The organism is Streptomyces sp. MRC013 (assembly GCF_023614235.1).
Taxonomy (GTDB): domain Bacteria; phylum Actinomycetota; class Actinomycetes; order Streptomycetales; family Streptomycetaceae; genus Streptomyces.
Genome location: NZ_CP094264.1, coordinates 3,172,055 through 3,188,348, shown reverse-complemented (window position 1 = coordinate 3,188,348; position 16,294 = coordinate 3,172,055). Strand labels below are relative to the sequence as shown.

Annotated in this window: 13 protein-coding genes, 1 tRNA gene and 1 pseudogene; 11 read left to right on the top strand and 4 right to left on the bottom strand. The window is 71.8% G+C overall.

Annotated elements, in window-relative coordinates:
* Window positions 1-434 precede the first annotated feature (434 nt).
* Together LUW75_RS14680 and LUW75_RS14675 are read left to right on the top strand one after the other, a co-directional pair.
* Window positions 435-806, top strand: a complete 372-nt coding sequence (locus LUW75_RS14680; protein WP_250336016.1) for a hypothetical protein — start codon at window positions 435-437, stop codon at window positions 804-806.
* 188 nt (window positions 807-994) lie between these two features.
* Window positions 995-1,067 (top strand) — tRNA-Arg (locus LUW75_RS14675).
* A gap of 119 nt (window positions 1,068-1,186) precedes the next feature.
* Here LUW75_RS14675 and LUW75_RS14670 read toward each other — a convergent pair.
* Together LUW75_RS14670 and LUW75_RS14665 are read right to left on the bottom strand one after the other, a co-directional pair.
* Complete coding sequence (locus LUW75_RS14670) at window positions 1,187-1,654, bottom strand: type II toxin-antitoxin system VapC family toxin (protein WP_250336015.1); 468 nt, start codon at window positions 1,652-1,654, stop codon at window positions 1,187-1,189.
* Complete coding sequence (locus LUW75_RS14665) at window positions 1,644-1,913, bottom strand: type II toxin-antitoxin system Phd/YefM family antitoxin (RefSeq protein ID WP_250336014.1); 270 nt, start codon at window positions 1,911-1,913, stop codon at window positions 1,644-1,646. The genes LUW75_RS14670 and LUW75_RS14665 overlap by 11 nt, the downstream gene beginning before the upstream one ends.
* Window positions 1,914-3,020: 1,107 nt before the next feature.
* On the opposite strand from LUW75_RS14665, the gene LUW75_RS14660 reads away from it, so the two are divergent.
* The 6 genes from LUW75_RS14660 (at window position 3,021) to LUW75_RS14635 (ending at window position 8,547) form a co-directional block, all read left to right on the top strand.
* Window positions 3,021-4,025, top strand: coding sequence for an N-6 DNA methylase (locus LUW75_RS14660; RefSeq protein WP_250336013.1), 1,005 nt, complete (start codon window positions 3,021-3,023; stop codon window positions 4,023-4,025).
* The gene (locus LUW75_RS14655) at window positions 3,931-5,310 is read left to right on the top strand and encodes a type I restriction-modification system subunit M/S (RefSeq protein WP_250336012.1); all 1,380 of its coding nucleotides are present in this window, start codon (window positions 3,931-3,933) and stop codon (window positions 5,308-5,310) included. The genes LUW75_RS14660 and LUW75_RS14655 overlap by 95 nt, the downstream gene beginning before the upstream one ends.
* Window positions 5,307-5,567 (top strand): hypothetical protein, encoded by a 261-nt coding sequence (locus LUW75_RS14650; RefSeq protein ID WP_250336011.1) that lies wholly within the window; start codon window positions 5,307-5,309, stop codon window positions 5,565-5,567. The genes LUW75_RS14655 and LUW75_RS14650 overlap by 4 nt, the downstream gene beginning before the upstream one ends.
* Before the next feature lie 968 nt (window positions 5,568-6,535).
* Window positions 6,536-7,129: an RNA polymerase sigma factor gene (locus tag LUW75_RS14645; protein WP_250336010.1), complete on the top strand. Its 594-nt coding sequence runs from the start codon at window positions 6,536-6,538 to the stop codon at window positions 7,127-7,129.
* Window positions 7,126-7,944 (top strand): MGMT family protein, encoded by an 819-nt coding sequence (locus LUW75_RS14640; protein ID WP_250336009.1) that lies wholly within the window; start codon window positions 7,126-7,128, stop codon window positions 7,942-7,944. The genes LUW75_RS14645 and LUW75_RS14640 overlap by 4 nt, the downstream gene beginning before the upstream one ends.
* Window positions 7,945-7,980: 36 nt before the next feature.
* Window positions 7,981-8,547 carry a methylated-DNA--[protein]-cysteine S-methyltransferase gene (locus LUW75_RS14635; RefSeq protein ID WP_250336008.1) on the top strand — a complete coding sequence of 189 codons (567 nt, stop codon included), beginning with the start codon at window positions 7,981-7,983 and terminating at the stop codon, window positions 8,545-8,547.
* 142 nt (window positions 8,548-8,689) lie between these two features.
* Here the strand turns inward: LUW75_RS14635 and LUW75_RS14630 are convergent.
* Together LUW75_RS14630 and LUW75_RS14625 are read right to left on the bottom strand one after the other, a co-directional pair.
* Window positions 8,690-10,307: pseudogene (locus LUW75_RS14630) on the bottom strand (MFS transporter).
* Window positions 10,308-10,557: 250 nt separating this feature from the next.
* Window positions 10,558-12,270: a D-alanyl-D-alanine carboxypeptidase family protein gene (locus LUW75_RS14625; protein ID WP_250336007.1), complete on the bottom strand. Its 1,713-nt coding sequence runs from the start codon at window positions 12,268-12,270 to the stop codon at window positions 10,558-10,560.
* Between the two features lie 1,490 nt (window positions 12,271-13,760).
* Between LUW75_RS14625 and LUW75_RS14620 the strand changes: the two genes are divergently transcribed.
* The 3 genes from LUW75_RS14620 to LUW75_RS14610 all read left to right on the top strand — a co-directional run bounded on the left by LUW75_RS14620 (window position 13,761) and on the right by LUW75_RS14610 (window position 16,078).
* Window positions 13,761-14,501, top strand: a complete 741-nt coding sequence (locus LUW75_RS14620) for a GOLPH3/VPS74 family protein (RefSeq protein ID WP_250336006.1) — start codon at window positions 13,761-13,763, stop codon at window positions 14,499-14,501.
* 287 nt (window positions 14,502-14,788) lie between these two features.
* Window positions 14,789-15,682, top strand: coding sequence for a helix-turn-helix domain-containing protein (locus LUW75_RS14615; protein WP_250336005.1), 894 nt, complete (start codon window positions 14,789-14,791; stop codon window positions 15,680-15,682).
* 195 nt (window positions 15,683-15,877) lie between these two features.
* A complete protein-coding gene (locus tag LUW75_RS14610) occupies window positions 15,878-16,078 on the top strand; it encodes a DUF397 domain-containing protein (protein WP_250336004.1) in 201 nt (66 codons plus the stop codon).
* Window positions 16,079-16,294: the final 216 nt, after the last annotated feature.

Genomic DNA, 16,294 nt, shown 5'->3' with positions numbered 1-16,294 from the left:
GGGGGGAAGCAGCCCGAGGCGGAAGCAGCCCGGGTCGGCGGTGGGCCGGGTCGGAAGCAGACCAGGCCCTCGGTGAGCCGGGGGGTCGGAAGCAGACCAGGCCGGAAGGCGGCGTCCCGACCGGTTGCCGGCCACCTACCACCGCGCCCGTGGAGTCCGGTACTTCCACGGTTGCCACTCGGTGGGCGACGATCGCCTGTGGAGTGTGAATCGGAGCCGGAAGGGAGCCGTGAACACGCCGGCTGCTTCGAAGTCGACCCACGTCGCCCGGACGGCGCACCGATCCACGTGGCCCTGGACAACCTGTCCGCCCACCAGGGAGCCGACATCCGCCGCCGGGCGAAAAAACACAAGTCGAGCTGTGCTTCACTCCGCCCTCCGTGACCCTCGGCAGGAAGAGGGAGAGCGCGAGGGAGTGCGGTTCGCCCTGAGTCATGACACCGAGCGCCGAGGTGTCCTCGCCGTCGACGCAAGGCCGCCATGACGACCTTGCGTACGTTCGCCCTCTCCCCGCCCTTCAGACCGTCTACGAGACGAAGGAGGACAGGGCACTCGACCCCGGAACCGAGCGACCGGGGTTCGACCGGTGCGAACACCTCCACCAGATCCCACCGAACACCGACCTCGAGGACCGCCTCAAGGGATTCCGCCAGGACGGCGAGCCCACCGACTGCACCCTCGACCACTCCCACCGGGACAAGCGCCTGCCGACCTACGGCGCCCCCAGAGCCCTGCTCATCCACCTCGGCTTCGCCTGGATGATCACCTTCATCGCCCTCGGCACAGTAGGCGAACTTCGCAGGTGACCCGGGTCCGGCCGCCAGCTGGACGGTTCCCCCCTGACCGGGCGGGGTAACCCCCTCGCCTGCACACCCCCACCCGCTACACTGACGGCGGCGCGCCAGTCCGCTGGCGCATCGCTGGATCAGTGGACCGATGTGTCCGGGATCGCGACTTCCGTCGCAATTTCCTGCACATTTTCCTACAGATCCCCGCCTCCGTAGCTCAGGGGATAGAGCACCGCTCTCCTAAAGCGGGTGTCGCAGGTTCGAATCCTGCCGGGGGCACACGGCACGGGGCCGGTTCGGAGGGCTTGATCCCTCGAATCGGCCCTGCTGCGTGATCACGTCCGTGCTCCGGCGAACTGTGAAGTCCGGTCTGCCACCACCGCACCAGTGCCCTGCCGTCAACCTTCGTGGGGCGCCCTCGGGCGGGTGACCGGCACGACGGTGAGGAGGTCGTCCAGCCCCTTGAAGTCGTCGGGGTGGGTGGTGAAGAGGGAAAATTCCTCGGCCACGGCGATGGCAGCGATCATCAGGTCGGCCACCCGGCGGCGTGGCTTGCGGCCGGCGCTGATCACTGCGGCACAGATACGGCCGTAGACGCGGGCCGCTTCGGCATCGAAGGGGATGGGGTCGAACTCGTTCTCGGCGCGTTGCAGGACGTCGAGTCTGCGGGCGCGTTCGGCGTGTTCGTCGTAACTGCTCTGTTCGTCGTTGCGACGGACCTCGTGCGGACCGACGGACAACTCGGCCAGGGTGATGGCGGTGATCGCCATTTCGTCCGGCAGTTCCTCGGGTGCCACCCAGCGGCGCAGAATCATGGTGTTGGTGTCGAGGAGGCCCTGCTGATGCGTCGAGCGGTCAGCGGTCATAGGGATCACCCGGGTAGGTGTCGGCCGTGGCGTCCTGATCGGCACGGAACCTGTCAAGGTCGATGCCGGGGGCGGTCCTGGACATCGCGGCGAACTCCTGGCGGGAGACGAACCGACGGCGTCGGCGCAGCGGGACGAGCTGGCCGATCGGATGTCCGTCGCGGGTGACGGTGAACGACTGACCGCCCTGGACGGCATCCATGATCTCTCGAGACCGGCTGCGTAGATCCCGTTGGGTGATTTCGGGCTGAACGCTCATACCGACCAAGGCAGCACCGGGTGCTACCAGGTGACACACGACGGCCGAAGGCTTGTGCCGACCAACCTTCGGCCGTAACGGTCGGGCATGGCTTTCGCTAACGGGTCTGACTGGAGTTACGGATGAGAACACGCCTGACGTCCACAGCTGACATCGACGACATGGGGCGCGGACGAACGCCGGCGACTCCCGCTGGTCGTCGCGCCAGTTGACGGCTGCAGTCGGACCGCGTTCGATCGAACTTCTCAGCGGATGTCGCAGGTTCGAATCCTGCCGGGGCACAGGCAGGAGGACCAGCTCAGGAGGGGTTTCTTTCGAGCTGGCCCTTCGTCGTGTTCGAGGCCGTGCCGTTGGACCCGCGCGGAGTCCACGTCTCCTCACCGCAGTCCGCTCACCGACTACCGGCCACCGACTACCGGCCACCGGCCACCGGCCACCGGCCACCGGCCACCGGCCACCGCGGAACGCGGCCCCGAGCCGACGGTGACGGCCCAGGGACGGTCGCTGTTCGTGCTGGTGGGTGAGCGCGGCACGTGAGCCGCTGTGTTCCCGTCCGCTCCGTCGGAAGTGGAGTTCTCCCGGGACGGCTGCGGACTTTCGGGGCTCGAGGCCGTCGCCTGCCAAGGTGCCTCGCCGTGGCTGCCCGACTGTACCGGGGGCGGACCCGCCGGTGCAGGTGCACCTGGGTCCCGGTCGAGCGAGGCTGGCACTGCCCAGCAGGCGCTGACCCAGAACCCTCTTCACTTCTCAGGGAGAGGGGAGAAGTCTCGCAGTACGCCGATGGGCCGGATTTCAAGGGTGGAGCGACCCTCGCCCTTGCTGTGTTCTTACCTGTGCTTTCCTTGCGCACTTCGGGTGCGCACCTGGCCTCCCGTGTCGGCTCCCCCTAGGCTTGCTCCCCGTAGACCACTACTTCACGGCGCAACAGGGGGGCCGACGTTCATGCCGTATCCATCGACGGGTGAGGATCCATTGCTCGGACGAGCGCAGATCGCCGCGCTGGCGGGGGTCAGCCGACCGACCATAACCGGCTGGGAGAAGCAGGCGGCCGACTTTCCTTCGCCTCGGCGCTCGAACGGGCAGGACTACTACCGACAGTCGGAGGTCATGAGCTGGCTCGACCGCCGGCTGGTCCCGCCCGAACGGCTCGCGGCCGACGAAGCCGTCGGAACCACCTACGGGGACCGGGCGCGGAGGAGGGAAGCAGCGGGGAGGGCCCCGAGCGGGGCAGCGAGGCGTCGGCACAGTGGTGGATCGCCATACCGCGCCCCGACCGGCACCGTCGACGAACCCCGTCCGGAGAACCGGCGGATCGTGACCGGGCTGATGGACGGTCTCGTGGACCGGATCCGAGGGGCGGCCAGCGTGCTCGACTATCTGAGCCTGCTGTTCTGCCTCCACTATCTCCACGGTGCCGCCGCCCACCGGTTCGAGACGTTGGCCGCCAGGGCTCGCGCTGTCGGCAGTCTCGACGAAGCCGCCCAACTGCTCCGGGACATCGGCCGTGAGACCGACGAGGACATGCGTGACCTCGGTGTCCATTCGAGCATGCAGGAGGCCCTGGGACGGCTCGAACCGAGGACGGCTCGTGATCTGCGTAATGTCGTGGACGCGATGAGTCGCCTCGACGAGGACGTGTTCGGGCTGATCCTCGACGAGTACGAACAACGAGCTGCGTTGGGCAGCGGAGAGTTCTTCACCCCTCGTTCTGTGGTCCGGCTGATGACTCGGCTGGCTTGCTCGGAGTTCGGTCCTGGAAAGCCGGAATCCGTCTACGACCCGTACGCCCGCGACGGTGGGTTCCTCATTGAGGCTGTGGCCGCGTGTGCCGTGGACGACGACGGCCTGCCGCGCGAGAAGCCCGTGCGGACATACGGCGAGGCATGGCGTGCGGACACCTGGCGGCTGGCGACCATGAATCTCCTTCTCCACGGCGTCCCCCCAGCCATCGACCTCAAGCGTTCAGCCCCCCTGGAACGAGAGCTCGGAGCGGGTTCCGCCGGGGTCGTTCGACATCGTGCTCACCAACCCGCCGTTCAACATGAGCGACTCCAGCGGCGAACAACGTCGTCAGGGACATTGGGCGTACGGGGCTCCGCCCCTCGACAATGACAACTTCGCCTGGGTCCAGCACTGCCTGTCCAAGCTTCGCAAAGGAGGGCGGGCCGGCATCATCATGCCGAACAAGGCGGGTAATTCAGGGCACAGGGCCGAGCAGGCCATCCGTCGGAACCTGGTGGAAGGCGGCGTAGTCGACTGTGTCGTCGCCCTGCCGGCCCAGTTGTTCACCAGCACTGCCGTACCGGTCTCCGTGTGGTTGTTGCGCCATCCCGACGACCCGTGCGACAGCACTCTGTTCCTCGACGCGCGGCACATGGGAGCGAAGGACGGGTCACGCCGCATTCTCAGCACCCTGGACGCCGAAAACCTCCTCAACGCTTACCGCGCTCGCAGGAGCCCGGGAGAAGCCGCTCCTCCGCTCGGAACGACGACGGCAGAGCAGCAGGTTCCCGGTGCGCTGGTGTCCCGGGAAAAACTGCGGCAGAGCGACTACTCGCTCAACCCCCTCGACCACGTCGCGCGCCGGAAGGACGGAACGGACAACACCGAGCACGAGTCCGGGGTCGGGTTCGTCTGGGAGCAACTGCGCCACGCCGAGGAACACCTCCGCGAGGTCCAGGACGCCGCCGCCGTGCTGCCGTTCGTCGCGGACCGCGGACCGCTGCCTCGGAGGGTCCGGCCGGCCTCCGTACACACCCTCGATTCACTGTGCCAGATTCAGGCCGGCCCGTCCTATTCCAAACTGGGTAGGGCTCAACGCAGTAGCGGCGGGCCGATTCCCGTTGTGTTCCCGCGGCATCTGAGGGACCGGTGCATCACCGACGCACAGGACGAGCGGGTTTCGGAGGAAACAGCTCGTCGGCTGAGGAGCTTCGAACTGCGGGGAAGGGACATCGTGTGTGTCCGCTCGGGCGCGATCGTCCCTCCGGCGTTGGTCCGGCAACACCAGGACGGCTGGCTGATGAGCCCGAACGTCATCCGAATCCGTGTGAGCGAAGGGTGTCGGGACCGAGTCCTGCCGGAGTACCTGTTCCACTACCTGTGCCTGGATGAGTCCGTCGCCTGGATGCGGGACCGGGCTGCGGCTACCGCGGCCCCGTCGCTCCGCACCGAGTCCCTCGGATCCCTGCGCATCCCTCTGCCGAAGCTGTCCGAGCAATACGAGATCGTGACCGCGCTGGACGGTCTGGACAAGCTGGAGCGCGCACACCAGACCGTCGTCGCCTCTTTGCGGCGCGCCCGTACCGCTCTTGCCGACGCGTTGCTGGGCCGGTCCTCCGAGTTCGCCGCTGAAACCCCGTCCCACCCCTCGTTCGAGAAGGAAGCGTCGTTGTGAACACCCCGCACCAACCGTCTGCTTCGACGCCTCCTCCCACGTCGGCGCCCGAGCCGGTGAACAGTGCCTGGGTTCCCTGGCTGCTGGTCATGGTCCTGTTCTCCGCCCTTGTCGCGGCGTGCGTCGGGTTCCTCAAGGCGCTGAACGGCAGTTCGTCCGCCGATGCCGTCCTTTCGGCAGGCGCAGCGTTCGGAGGAGCTGCGCTGCTTTGTTTGGCGGCGGTGCCGGTCGTCCAGCAGATGCGGCAACGGCGCTAGTCGAGGAAGGGCCGACCGGAACGGATTCAGTACGCATGAGGTCGGGGAACCCCGTGAACACGCGAGGTAGGGGAACCCCGTGAACACGCGAGGGCCGCAGAAGCGCGTCTCCCCGGGCCAGGCATCCCGCAGTCGACGTTTCCTCAGGTCACAGCCCGGCCCAGGGAAACCTCCTCAAGGCGGTCGCCGAAGTCCGCGGCCGGCTCCGGCCTCCGGCCCGGCCCGGGGAGCCGGTGGCGGGTGGCCGCCTCCGATCGTGGCGCCCCGGCCCTCGAACACGGCGGACAACACCGTGGGGCCGCCGCGCCGACGGCGGCCGGGAAGGTCACCGCCGTCGTCGGAAACCGGCGGCCGCACAGGTGCGCGCCCCGGCGAGGGAACACCCCGCCCCACCGGGCGACCGGGCCGACAACCGTGAACGCCAGGGCTCCGGAAGACCGGGGCCGGGAACACGACGTACGCCCGCCCCTGGCCGCCCCGGGCCGGCGGCGAAGACGACCGGGAGTCGCCGGGCGCCGAACGGCGGGGCGACGAGCGGCGCGGCGGAGGCGGCGCGGCGGGGCCGTCCGGGCGTCCCGGGGGCCGGTTCGTGGGCCGTCCGCCACACGGCGCGGGGCCGTCCGGGGCGGGCGGCGGGTCTCCCGGCGGGTGGGAGCGGGCGTACGGGGAGCGCACGGTGGGTTCTCCGGGCCGGCGGGCCGGGCCGTCCCGGTACCACGGTCCCGGCCGAGGGGTGGTCGAGGGCCGCCCCGCCGAACCGCGTCCGCCGCACGCCGCACGCCGGGGAGGCTGTACGGCCGGAGGACGACGGGCGGAGAGGGGCAGACCGGCGGCCGGTGAGCCGACGGGGCTGCGAGGCGGCGGGCCGGCGGCCGGTGGGTCGGTCGGGTGATCGGCAAGCCGGCGGGTCGGTCGGGCGGCGGACCACGCGTGCAACCTTTCCGTCCGGGACGGTGTTCCCCTCACTGATGGACGACAAGGCCGAGCAGCAGCTGACCGAGCTCCTGGCTGCGGATCTGGACGGTGGGTTCACCGAGCTGGTCCGAGTGCACGGAAGAGCGGTGTACACGTTCCTGTTTCGGGTCTGCGGCTCCGCGACGGAAGCCGACGACCTGGGTCAGGACGTGTTCCTGCGCGCCTACACGGCACTACGGGGGTACGCCCCCGAGCGACGGAGGGAGCTGAAACCCCGTGCCTGGTTGCTGGCCGTCGCCGCGAACGTCTGGCGCAACCACGTGCGCACCCGTACGCGGCGGCCCGCCCTGGCGGGAATGCCCGTGGAGGACGTGGCCGGTTCCTGGACCGACCACGGCGCCGGGCCCGAGGAGCGCGCGGAGCTGGCCGACGATCGGGGGCGCCTGGTCACCGCACTGTTGCAGTTGTCGGAGCAGCAGCGCATAGCGGTCGTGCTCCGGCATGTGATGGGGATGAGCTACGCGGAAGTGGCAGAGGTGCAGGGTTGCCCGGTCGGCACGGTCAAGGCGCAGGTGTCCAGAGGACTGAGAAGTCTCCGCCGGCTGCTGGATCCGGCGATACCGGTGTGGGAGGAGGTGGCGACGTGAAGCGGAATGACCGGCGAGGTGATCAAGAGGCGCTGACCCGTCTCGAACGGGTGGCGGACGACCTGGTCGGGCTCGCCGCGGACCCTCCGGAGGACTTCGCCCTGCGTGTGCTGCGGCACGTCGGTATCCGGTGCGAGCGGTACGACACGTACGTCCGGCTCAGGACGCCCGCCGGTGGTCTGTTCGTGGCGGCCGGACCGCATGCCGTGACGGGTGCCGCGCTGGACTCGGCGGGTCTCACGGCGACGGCCTTCGAGGAACTGCACCGTGTCCGCACGCGCCGATCCGCCGTACGGGCGACCAAGCCGTTCCCGGGAGTCCTCACCGCCCTGCGTACCGGGCGAGCGCGGAGGTTGCCCGTCGACCTCTCCGGCCTCACCGTGACCGAGCGGGCGGTGCTGGAGACCGTGCGGACCATCCCGCCGGGGCAGTTGCGGCCCGTCGGCTGGGTCGCGCGGGAGGCCGGAGCCCCGGAGGCCGCGGTGACCGGCGCCCTGGCGAGGAACCCGGTGGCCGTGCTGGTCCCCTCCCACCGTGTGACCCGCGACGACGGCGTCCCCTGTGACGCCGGTCCCCTGTCCGGTGCGGGTGACGCACTGCGTACGGCGGAGGGCATCGACATGGAGAGGATGGCCGAGCTCCACCACGACGGGGTGGTGTTCCTCGGAAGCGACACCACACGCGTCTACTGCCATCCGACCTGTGCCCACGCCCGCCGCATCGCCCCGCGCCACCAGGTCCCGTTCCGCACGGTCCGCGAGGCCGGCCGAGCCGGGTACCGCCCCTGCAAGAGCTGCCGACCCGCCGCCGTGTGACGGCACCCGGCGACAACGACCACCCCAGGAGTCCTCGTGCGAACCGACGGTCACCCCGCCGCCCCCACCGCCGCTGTGGCGGTACACGCCACGGTCCTCGGGCCGCTCGTGCTGGCGGCCACGGACGAGGCGCTCGTGCTGTGCGCCTTCGACCCGCCCGAGGCCGGGGCCGGACGCGCACGCAGGGCCGGTCTGCATCCGGTGGAGGAGGCGGAGGCCACAGCGGCGCAGCGGCGGGTGCTGGACGAAGCGCGGACACAACTCGGCGCCTACCTGCACGGCAAGCGCCGTGACTTCACCGTGCCGGTGGATCTGCGCCTCGCGACGCCGTTCAGTCGCCGGACCGTGTCGATACTCGGGGAATTCGTGCCGTACGGGCGGACCACGACGTACGCGCGGCTCGCCGAGGCCCTCGACCGGCCGCGGGCCGCCCGGGCGGTCGGGACGGCGCTGGGTGCCAACCCGCTGTGTCTGGTGCTCCCGTGTCACCGGATCGTCGGGTCCGCCGGTCGCCTCAGCGGATACGCGGGCGGTCCGGAGGCAAAGCGTTTCCTCCTCGACCTCGAAGCGACGACCCTCCCGGCAGCCTACCCACGCCTGTGATCGACGAGTACCGGTGCGCGTGCGCGCCCCGCTGTCGAAGCCCGTCACCGTCTTCCGATCCGAAGAAGTGGGATACGTGAACGCCTACGAGACACCACACCCGCCCGCTTCGCGGCGGAGGCGCGCGGTCCGTCCGGCGCCGTCACGACGTCCGGTGAGGGGGGCAGGGCGTGCCCCGCGGGGGAGGGTGTAGGGCGAGGCCAGGTGGTACGTCCCCGCCGAGGGCGCCAGGAGTTCCGTCCACTGGTCGCCGTCCGCCGTGCGGGCGGCCCCGCGGAGGCAGGGTCCGGTTTCGCCGCCCCCCGGCGGCGCCAGACGTTCGCCCCGCTCGTCCACCAGGGACAGCCAGGGCGAGTGCGGAACCCTGACGAGGATCCTGCCCGGCCTCTCCACGCGCAGCGTGATGCGGTCCGCCGCCGCCGTGGCGACCGTCGCCCCCGGGCCGGCCAGGGGCGTCGCGTCGCGGACGGAGAAGAGACGCCAGTGGGCGTCGGACCACACCGGCTCCAGGTACGGCAGTCCGCCCTCGATCAGGGCGGTCTCCTCGCGGGCGCCCGTGTCGGGTGTGCCGGTGGGCAGGACGACGTACCGGACGGCCCACCGGTCGAGCCAGGCGCGGTAGTTCGCGGCGGTCAGGGAGCCGTCGTAGAAGATCGGGTTGCGTTCCAGGTCGGCCTGGCGGTTCCAGCCGCGCGCCAGCGCGACGTACGGGGCGAGCGCGCTGGACTCGCGGTGGCTGCGGGCCGGTACGACCTCCACGCGGGCCCGTTCGGCGCCGCGCCGCTCCAGTTCGTCGAGGAGCGGACGCGTCGCGTTCCGGGACCACGACGCGTGGGGCGTGGTCACCAGCACGTCGTCGACGCTCTTGAACCCGATCCACCCGTGGAACACCACCAGCGCGGCGAGCAGCCCGTACCGGACCCGCCGCGACGCCGCGTACGGCACGGCGGCCAGCAGCACCACGCCCGCGAAGAGCATCGGCAGCCGCGTCACGTTCGAGCCGATCTGCGAGTCGACCAGCCAGGTGAGGAGCGCGCCGGCCACGTACACGGCGGACGCCGTACGGACCGTGCGCCACGTCCGGTCCGCCGCCAGCAGGCACACCGCGCCGAACAGCAACGGCAGCAGCACCGTCCCCAGCGCCATCGGCTGCGTGCCGGAGAAGGGGAACAGCAGGGCGGTTCCGGCGACCACCAGGACCGGCGGCACTCCCAGCGCGTACGCGGCGGGCCGTCGCCCGTTCAGGAACAGCGCCGCCGCCACGACGCCCAGGAACAGCCCCGCGACCGGGCTCGCCGCCGTCGCCGCACCCGCCAGGAGCGCCGTGACCGCGCCCCGCACCGCGCGGTTCTGGCGGGGGCGCGCGGCCGGGGCCACCGGCCGCAGAACACGACGGCCACCGCGCCCAGCGCGAAGACCAGACCCAGGCCGAACGTCACCCGTCCGGACAGGGCGTTGCACAGCAGGGCGACGACCGCGGCGAGCGAACAGGCGAGCGGGTTGCGGACGGCCCGTGTCCGCACCAGGAGCAGCGCGGTGAGCGCGGCGGAGGCCGTCCCGGCGGCCATCATCGTCGTCCGCACACCCGCCAGCGCCATCACGTACGGCGAGAACACGCTGTACGACATGGTGTGCATCCCGCCGTACCAGGAAAGGTTGTACGCCGAGTCGGGGTGCCGGGCGGCGAAGCCCGCCCACGCGTCCTGCGCCGCCAGGTCGCCGCCGCTGTTCGCGACGAACAGGAACCATCCGGCGTGCAGGGCCGCCGCGAGGACCGTTGCCGTGACGACGACGCCGACCGGACCAGCCGGACCGACCGGGCGGAACCGGCCGCCCGAACCGGCCGAACCGGCTGCCGGGCGTCCGGCGCGAGGTGCGGACCGGAGCCCGGCGCGGCGGCGCCACGCGCACGTGGCGGGCGGTCGCGTGGTCGTCACTCGTCACTCCCCTGTCCGACCGTACGCGGTGGTGCCCCGGTGGCCGGGGCACCACCGCGCCGTGTGGTGTGCGTCAGCCGACGCGTGTCAGCCTGGCGCCGAAGCCCGGCTCCTCCAAATCCCGCTGAAGGGCGACGGGCACGCCCACCCGGCCCTCGCCGGAGCCGACGGCCAGCTCGCCGACGACGGTGCCCTCGGCGGCCGTACCCGGCACCCCGCCCTTGCCGGCGGTGAGCCTCAGCTCGACCTTCAGGCCGGCCCAGCCGACCGGCTTCAGGTCCTTCGCCGCGACGACCGGGGTGCGGCCGCCGAGGCCGTCGTCGACGTACCCGACGACGTCGCCCTTCTTGACGGCCGTCGCCGAGACCACGCCGTCCTGCGCGGTCTGGATGAGGTCGTAGCTGTACGTCTCGACGGCGAGCTTCGTCCTCTCGGAGAGCGTCGCGCCGGACTTGACGTTCATCACGACGCCGAGGACGCGCCGCACCTCGCCGTCGACCACCGTGTTCGCGGACCACAGGAGGTTGCCGCCCGCCGGGGTGGACGTGCCGGTCTTGATGCCGTTGACGCCGTTCTTGAGGAGGATGGTGTTGCCGTTCTCCAACTGCCGGCCGATCTGCGGCAGGTTCACGTTCGGCATGTCGACGATCCGGCGGAACACGTCGGACCTCATCGCCGCCTTCGCCAGCTTCAGCTGGTCCTTCGGCGTCGAGACGGTCCCCTTGTCGAAACCGCTCGCGTCCGTGTACACCGTGTCGGTCATGCCGAGGTCCTCGGCGGCGGCGTTCATCTTCTTGATGAAGGCCGCCTCCGTGTCCGCGTCCCAACGTGCCAGCAGGTGGGCGACGTTGTTGGCGGACCGGACCATCAGCAGCTGGAGTAGCTCGCCCTGCGTGTACTGCTGGCCGGCCTCGACCGGCGCGGTCGACCAGTCGGGGTTGCTCGCCTGGTCCTCCGTCTTCTGGTCGATCCTGATCTTCGGACCGGAGTCCTTGTCCTTGATCGGGTGGTCGCGGAGGATCACGTACGCGGTCATCACCTTGGCCACGCTCGCGGTCGGCGCGGGGGTCTGCGGCCCGTACGTGCCGACCACCCCGACGCCCTCGACCTCGACGGCGCCCTGGCCCTCGGCGGGCCACGGCATCTTCAACCGGCCGCCCTCGAAGGTGTACGTGGCGTCGGCCGTGAGCGCCAGCGAGGGAGCGGGCAGCGGGCGGAGCAACTGTACGGTCGCAAAGATGATCAGCAGGAGAACGACCAGCGGCGTCCAGATCTTGACGCGGCGGACCAGCTTGCGGATCGGGGTGTCCGGCGGAGGTGGCGTGTTCGTCAGCTCGGCCAGCAGGTCGAGGGGCGGGCGCGGCGGCAGAGGCTGCTGCTTGGTCCGCTCCGTCTCGGTGAGGGGGGGCGGGGTGACGGCCGCGGTCGCCTCGGCGTCACCGTCGAGGGTGGTGGCGGCCGTCCCGGCGGCCGCGGTACGGGGCCGGGTGCCGGCCGCCGGGGCGGCGGCCTTCGCGGCGGCGGGGGCCTTCGCGGCGGCGGTGGCTCGCGCGGCGGGGCGGGCCTCGTCGGAACGGGCCTCGTCGGAACGGGGCCGCGCGGACTCGCCGGGGTGCTCGCCGTCGCCGTCCACCGCGGCCGCCCACTTGGGCGCGGGCTTCCCGTCGGCCGACTTCGCCGGGGTGCCGAGCGAGGGCGCCTTGAACACGGCGGTGGGCTGGTCCACGGCGTCGGAGCCCGCTCCGGAGCCGGGCTCGGGATCGGAGGCGGAGGAGTCGTCGGACACCCGGGGCGTCTCGGAGTCCTCGTCCGCTTCCGCTTCGGTTTCGGTTTCGGTTTCGACCCTAGCTTCCGCTTCGGCTTCGGCTCTAGCTCCGGTTTCGGCTTCGGGGACGCGGTCGGCACCGGTCCCGGGCCTGCGGTCGGCCTCGCCTCCGGAGTCCTCGTCCGCGACCGCCCCGGAAGTACGGCCGGTACCCGCCCCGGAGTCCCCGTCCGCGTCGTTTCCGGGGACACGGTCGGCGTCCGCCCCGGACGTCCCGTCCGCATCCGTTTCAGAACCCTCGGCTCCACCCGCCCCGGAGCCGTGCGTCACGCGCGCCCCGGGCTCGTCCTCGTCCGGTGCGGAGCCTGCGCCCGCATCCGTCCCGGAGTCCGCGCCCGCACCCGACGCGGAAGCGCGGACCGTCTCGGACGCACCGGAAGTCCCCTCGTCGGGCGCTTCGGGTGCTTCGGGTGCTTCGGGCGCTTCGGGCGCCTCGGGCGCCTCGGGCGTTCGCGGGCCGGCCGCAGCGTCGTCCGCGGTACGCGGTTCCCCGGCGTCCGCCCCCGCGCCGGCGTCCGTCTCCGCCCCGGCGTCCGTCCCCGCGCCGGCGTCCGTCCCCGCGCCGGCCGTCGCAGGGGCCGATGCACCGGCGGGCGCTCCGGAGGTGGTGAAGGCCGCTCCGTCCCGCCCTGCCTCGGGCGCGGCGTCCGCCCCGCGTTCGCCGGGCGTCCGCACGGCGTCGGAGCCGTCCGCGGAGGCCTCGTCGGAGCCGGCGCTCCCGCCTGCGGCACCCTCGTCCGCGACCGGCGCGTCGGGGGTACGGGGCGGTTCGGGGGTCGCCGTCGCGCCGGCACCGCCCACCGCGCGCGGCGCGCGGCGCGTCCCGGGTTCGCCTGAGGCGGTGCCGGACCCACCGGGAACAACGGACCCACCGGGAACAACGGCAGCGCTATCCGAGGCAGCGGACTCGCCGGCCGGTCCCTCCTCCACCTCCCCCGGCTCGGCCGCCTCCCCCGCCTCAGCCGTCTCATCCGTCTCAGCCGTCTCATCCGGCTCGGCCGTCTCATCCGGCTCGGCCGCCTCCCCCCGCCTCAGCCGTCTCATCCGGCTCGGCCGTCGCGGTCTCCCGGCGCTGGGCGACCAGCGAAGGCTTCGGGGGCTGTGACTCCGCCGTCTCCGCGACCGGTTCCGGGGCCCTGAAGACCGCCGTCGGCTGGTCCACCCCCGTCGGGGCCGCGTCGCCGAAGGCGGCGAGCCGCGGATCGCGGCCGTTCGCAGCCGCCTCCCCCGGAGACCTACGCTGCTCCGACTTGTCGGGGGACTCGCCCGCCACCGTGCCTCCTCAACCAACGCGTTGTCCGAACCATGTACCAGTGTCCTGTGTGAGCACCCGGCCCCCGTGCGAGACGAGAACGACATACCTACCGGTTCCCGTACGAAGCACCCAGGCACTCTCGACAGATGAATGTGAGAGGGGTCACCCTGTCATTCATCCACGCGGGGAGGCATGGATGGGCAAGAGCCGCAGAACACTTCCGGAAGAGCTTCTGCTGCTCGCTCTGGACCCGGCCACGGGTACCACAGCGCAGCCGCAGTCGCTCGACCTCGGCCTGGCCGGAGCACAGCTAGTGGAGCTGGCTCTGGCAGGACGGATAGCCCCTGACGGGGATCGTATCGCCGTGGTGATGCCACGGCCGACAGGAGATCCGACGCTGGACTCCGCACTGAAGCTGCTGCGCAGGCGCGGCAGTCCGGTACGGGCCGTCCACTGGATAGGCGGGCCCCGGCTGGGGCTGCGTCAGACCTACCTCTCGCACCTGGAGCGGTGCGGCATGGTCCATGCCGTCGAGAGCCAGATGTGCGGAGTACTGCCGACGACCCGCTACCAGGCGACGGACACCGCCATCAGCCGGGAGATCAGGGCCCGGCTGGACCGGGCGATCCGCACCGGTGTGCCGCCGGACCCGCGGACCGCCGCGCTGGCCGCGCTCGCCCACGCGGTGGGGCTCGGCAAGCACCTGTACCCGGGGAACGAGGGGCGCTCGTCGCGTTCCCGGCTCCGTGACCTGATCCGGCACGACCCCATGGGCGGTCTCGTGGCGCACGCCGTGATGGACGTCCAGAACGGCGTGGGCGCGCAGCCCCGCCGCACCGCCACACCGGGGGGCACCGGCCGCCAGGCCGTCGCGGCCCCGATGCGGTCCCCCTCGCGGTCCGGCCCGGGTTCCATGGACCGCGTCGCCGCCGGCTGAGCCCGCGCCCGGGCATCCCGGCGGGACCGCGGCGGCACCGCGCCGCGGGGCACCGCGCGCACGTCACCACGCACACGCACGGCACTTCCGCCCCACCGGGTCCTCCCGCGGACCGGGTGGGGCGTCACCCCGGGTGCGCGGGGCGGTCGTCGGCCGTCCCGCGTGTCCGCGGTCGCTCACCCGTGTGGCAATTCTCCAGCGCGGCACGTCCTTTGGTGGCAGTCTGCAGAGCGGTAGACACGCAGCGCGACACCAGCGACAGTCAGGCAGCCGGAGGTGCAGTTCCCGTGGCGTCCAATGTCAATCCCACCGTCAGGCGACGCAGACTGGGCATGGAGCTCCGCAGGCTGCGCGAACAGAGGGGCATGACGGCGGAGGAGGTGGCGGAGCGCCTGCTGGTCTCGCAGTCGAAGATCAGCCGCCTGGAGAACGGCCGCCGTTCGATCAGCCAGCGCGACGTGCGCGACCTGTGCGGGGTGTACGAGGTCGAGGACCGGCGGATCGTCGACTCGCTCATGCAGATGGCGAAGGACTCGCGGCAGCAGGGCTGGTGGCACGCCTTCGGCGACATCCCGTACAGCGTGTACATCGGTCTGGAGACGGACGCCGCGTCGCTGCGCGTGTACGAGCCGCAGATCGTGCCCGGGCTGCTGCAGACCCGGCCGTACGCGCAGGCCGTCATCACCGGCGCGCTCCCGGAGGCGCCCGCCGCGGAGATCGACAAGCGGGTGAACGTCCGCACGCGCCGTCAGGACCGGATCAACGACGAGGAGAAGCCGCTGCGGCTCTGGGCGGTGATCGACGAGGGCGCGCTGCGCCGGGTGGTCGGCAGCCGCGAGTTGATGGTGGCGCAGCTGGAGACGCTGATCGAGCAGTCGCACCTGCCCCACGTCACCGTGCAGGTGCTGCCGTTCGAGATGGGCGCGCACACGGGGATCAGCGGGCACTACGCGATCCTGGAGTTTCCCGAGGCGGCCGACTCGTCCGTCGTCTACATCGAGGGCGTGACCAGCGACCTGTACCTGGAGAAGCCGAACGACGTGCAGCGGTACACGGTGATGTACGAGCACCTGCGCGCCCAGGCGCTGGGGGTGGAGCAGAGCCGGCGGTTCATGGCGCGGATCGCGAAGGACCACGCGGAGAGCGAGCCGCCCGCCCTCCCGGGGCCGCACCGGCACTGACGGGTACGCCGCCCAGGGAGCCGGCACGGTACACCGCGGCCGGCTTTCCGTGGAAGGCCGTTCCGGTACATGCCATCCGGTCGAGTGAACGACGCTGCCGGGCGCCGAGATCGGGCCGGTAGCGTCGATCGCGTCGGCCTGAGGGGCCGGCGTGGCTGTCGACCAGCCACCACCAGCCAGAACCGGAGCTAGATCATGGCCATTATTCAGGGCGCCACGGACACCTGGACGAAGTCCTCGTACTCCGGCGGGAACGGCGCGTGCGTCGAGGTCAAGTCCCCCGTCGCCGCCTCGATCGCGGTCCGCGACTCGAAGGTCCCCGCGGGCCCGTCGATCACGTTCGTGCCGGACGCGTGGAACGCGTTCGTCCGCGAGGTGGGCACCCGCTCCCTCTGAGTCCCGCGCCCTTCCCCGCACCACGCGTGAGCCCTCTCGACTGGTCCGCCGTCCCGGCCGAGGGGGCTCGGTCACGACCGGGCCCGCCCGGGGCCCGCGCTCCCGCCTCCCCGCGGACTCCTCCGGACGTTTCCGCACGGGCGGTCGACATACCGGCGAGTACCCGGCAGGGTGGCCCGTGGGTGGCGCCGCCGGTCCAGCCTCCCCGCTCCGGAC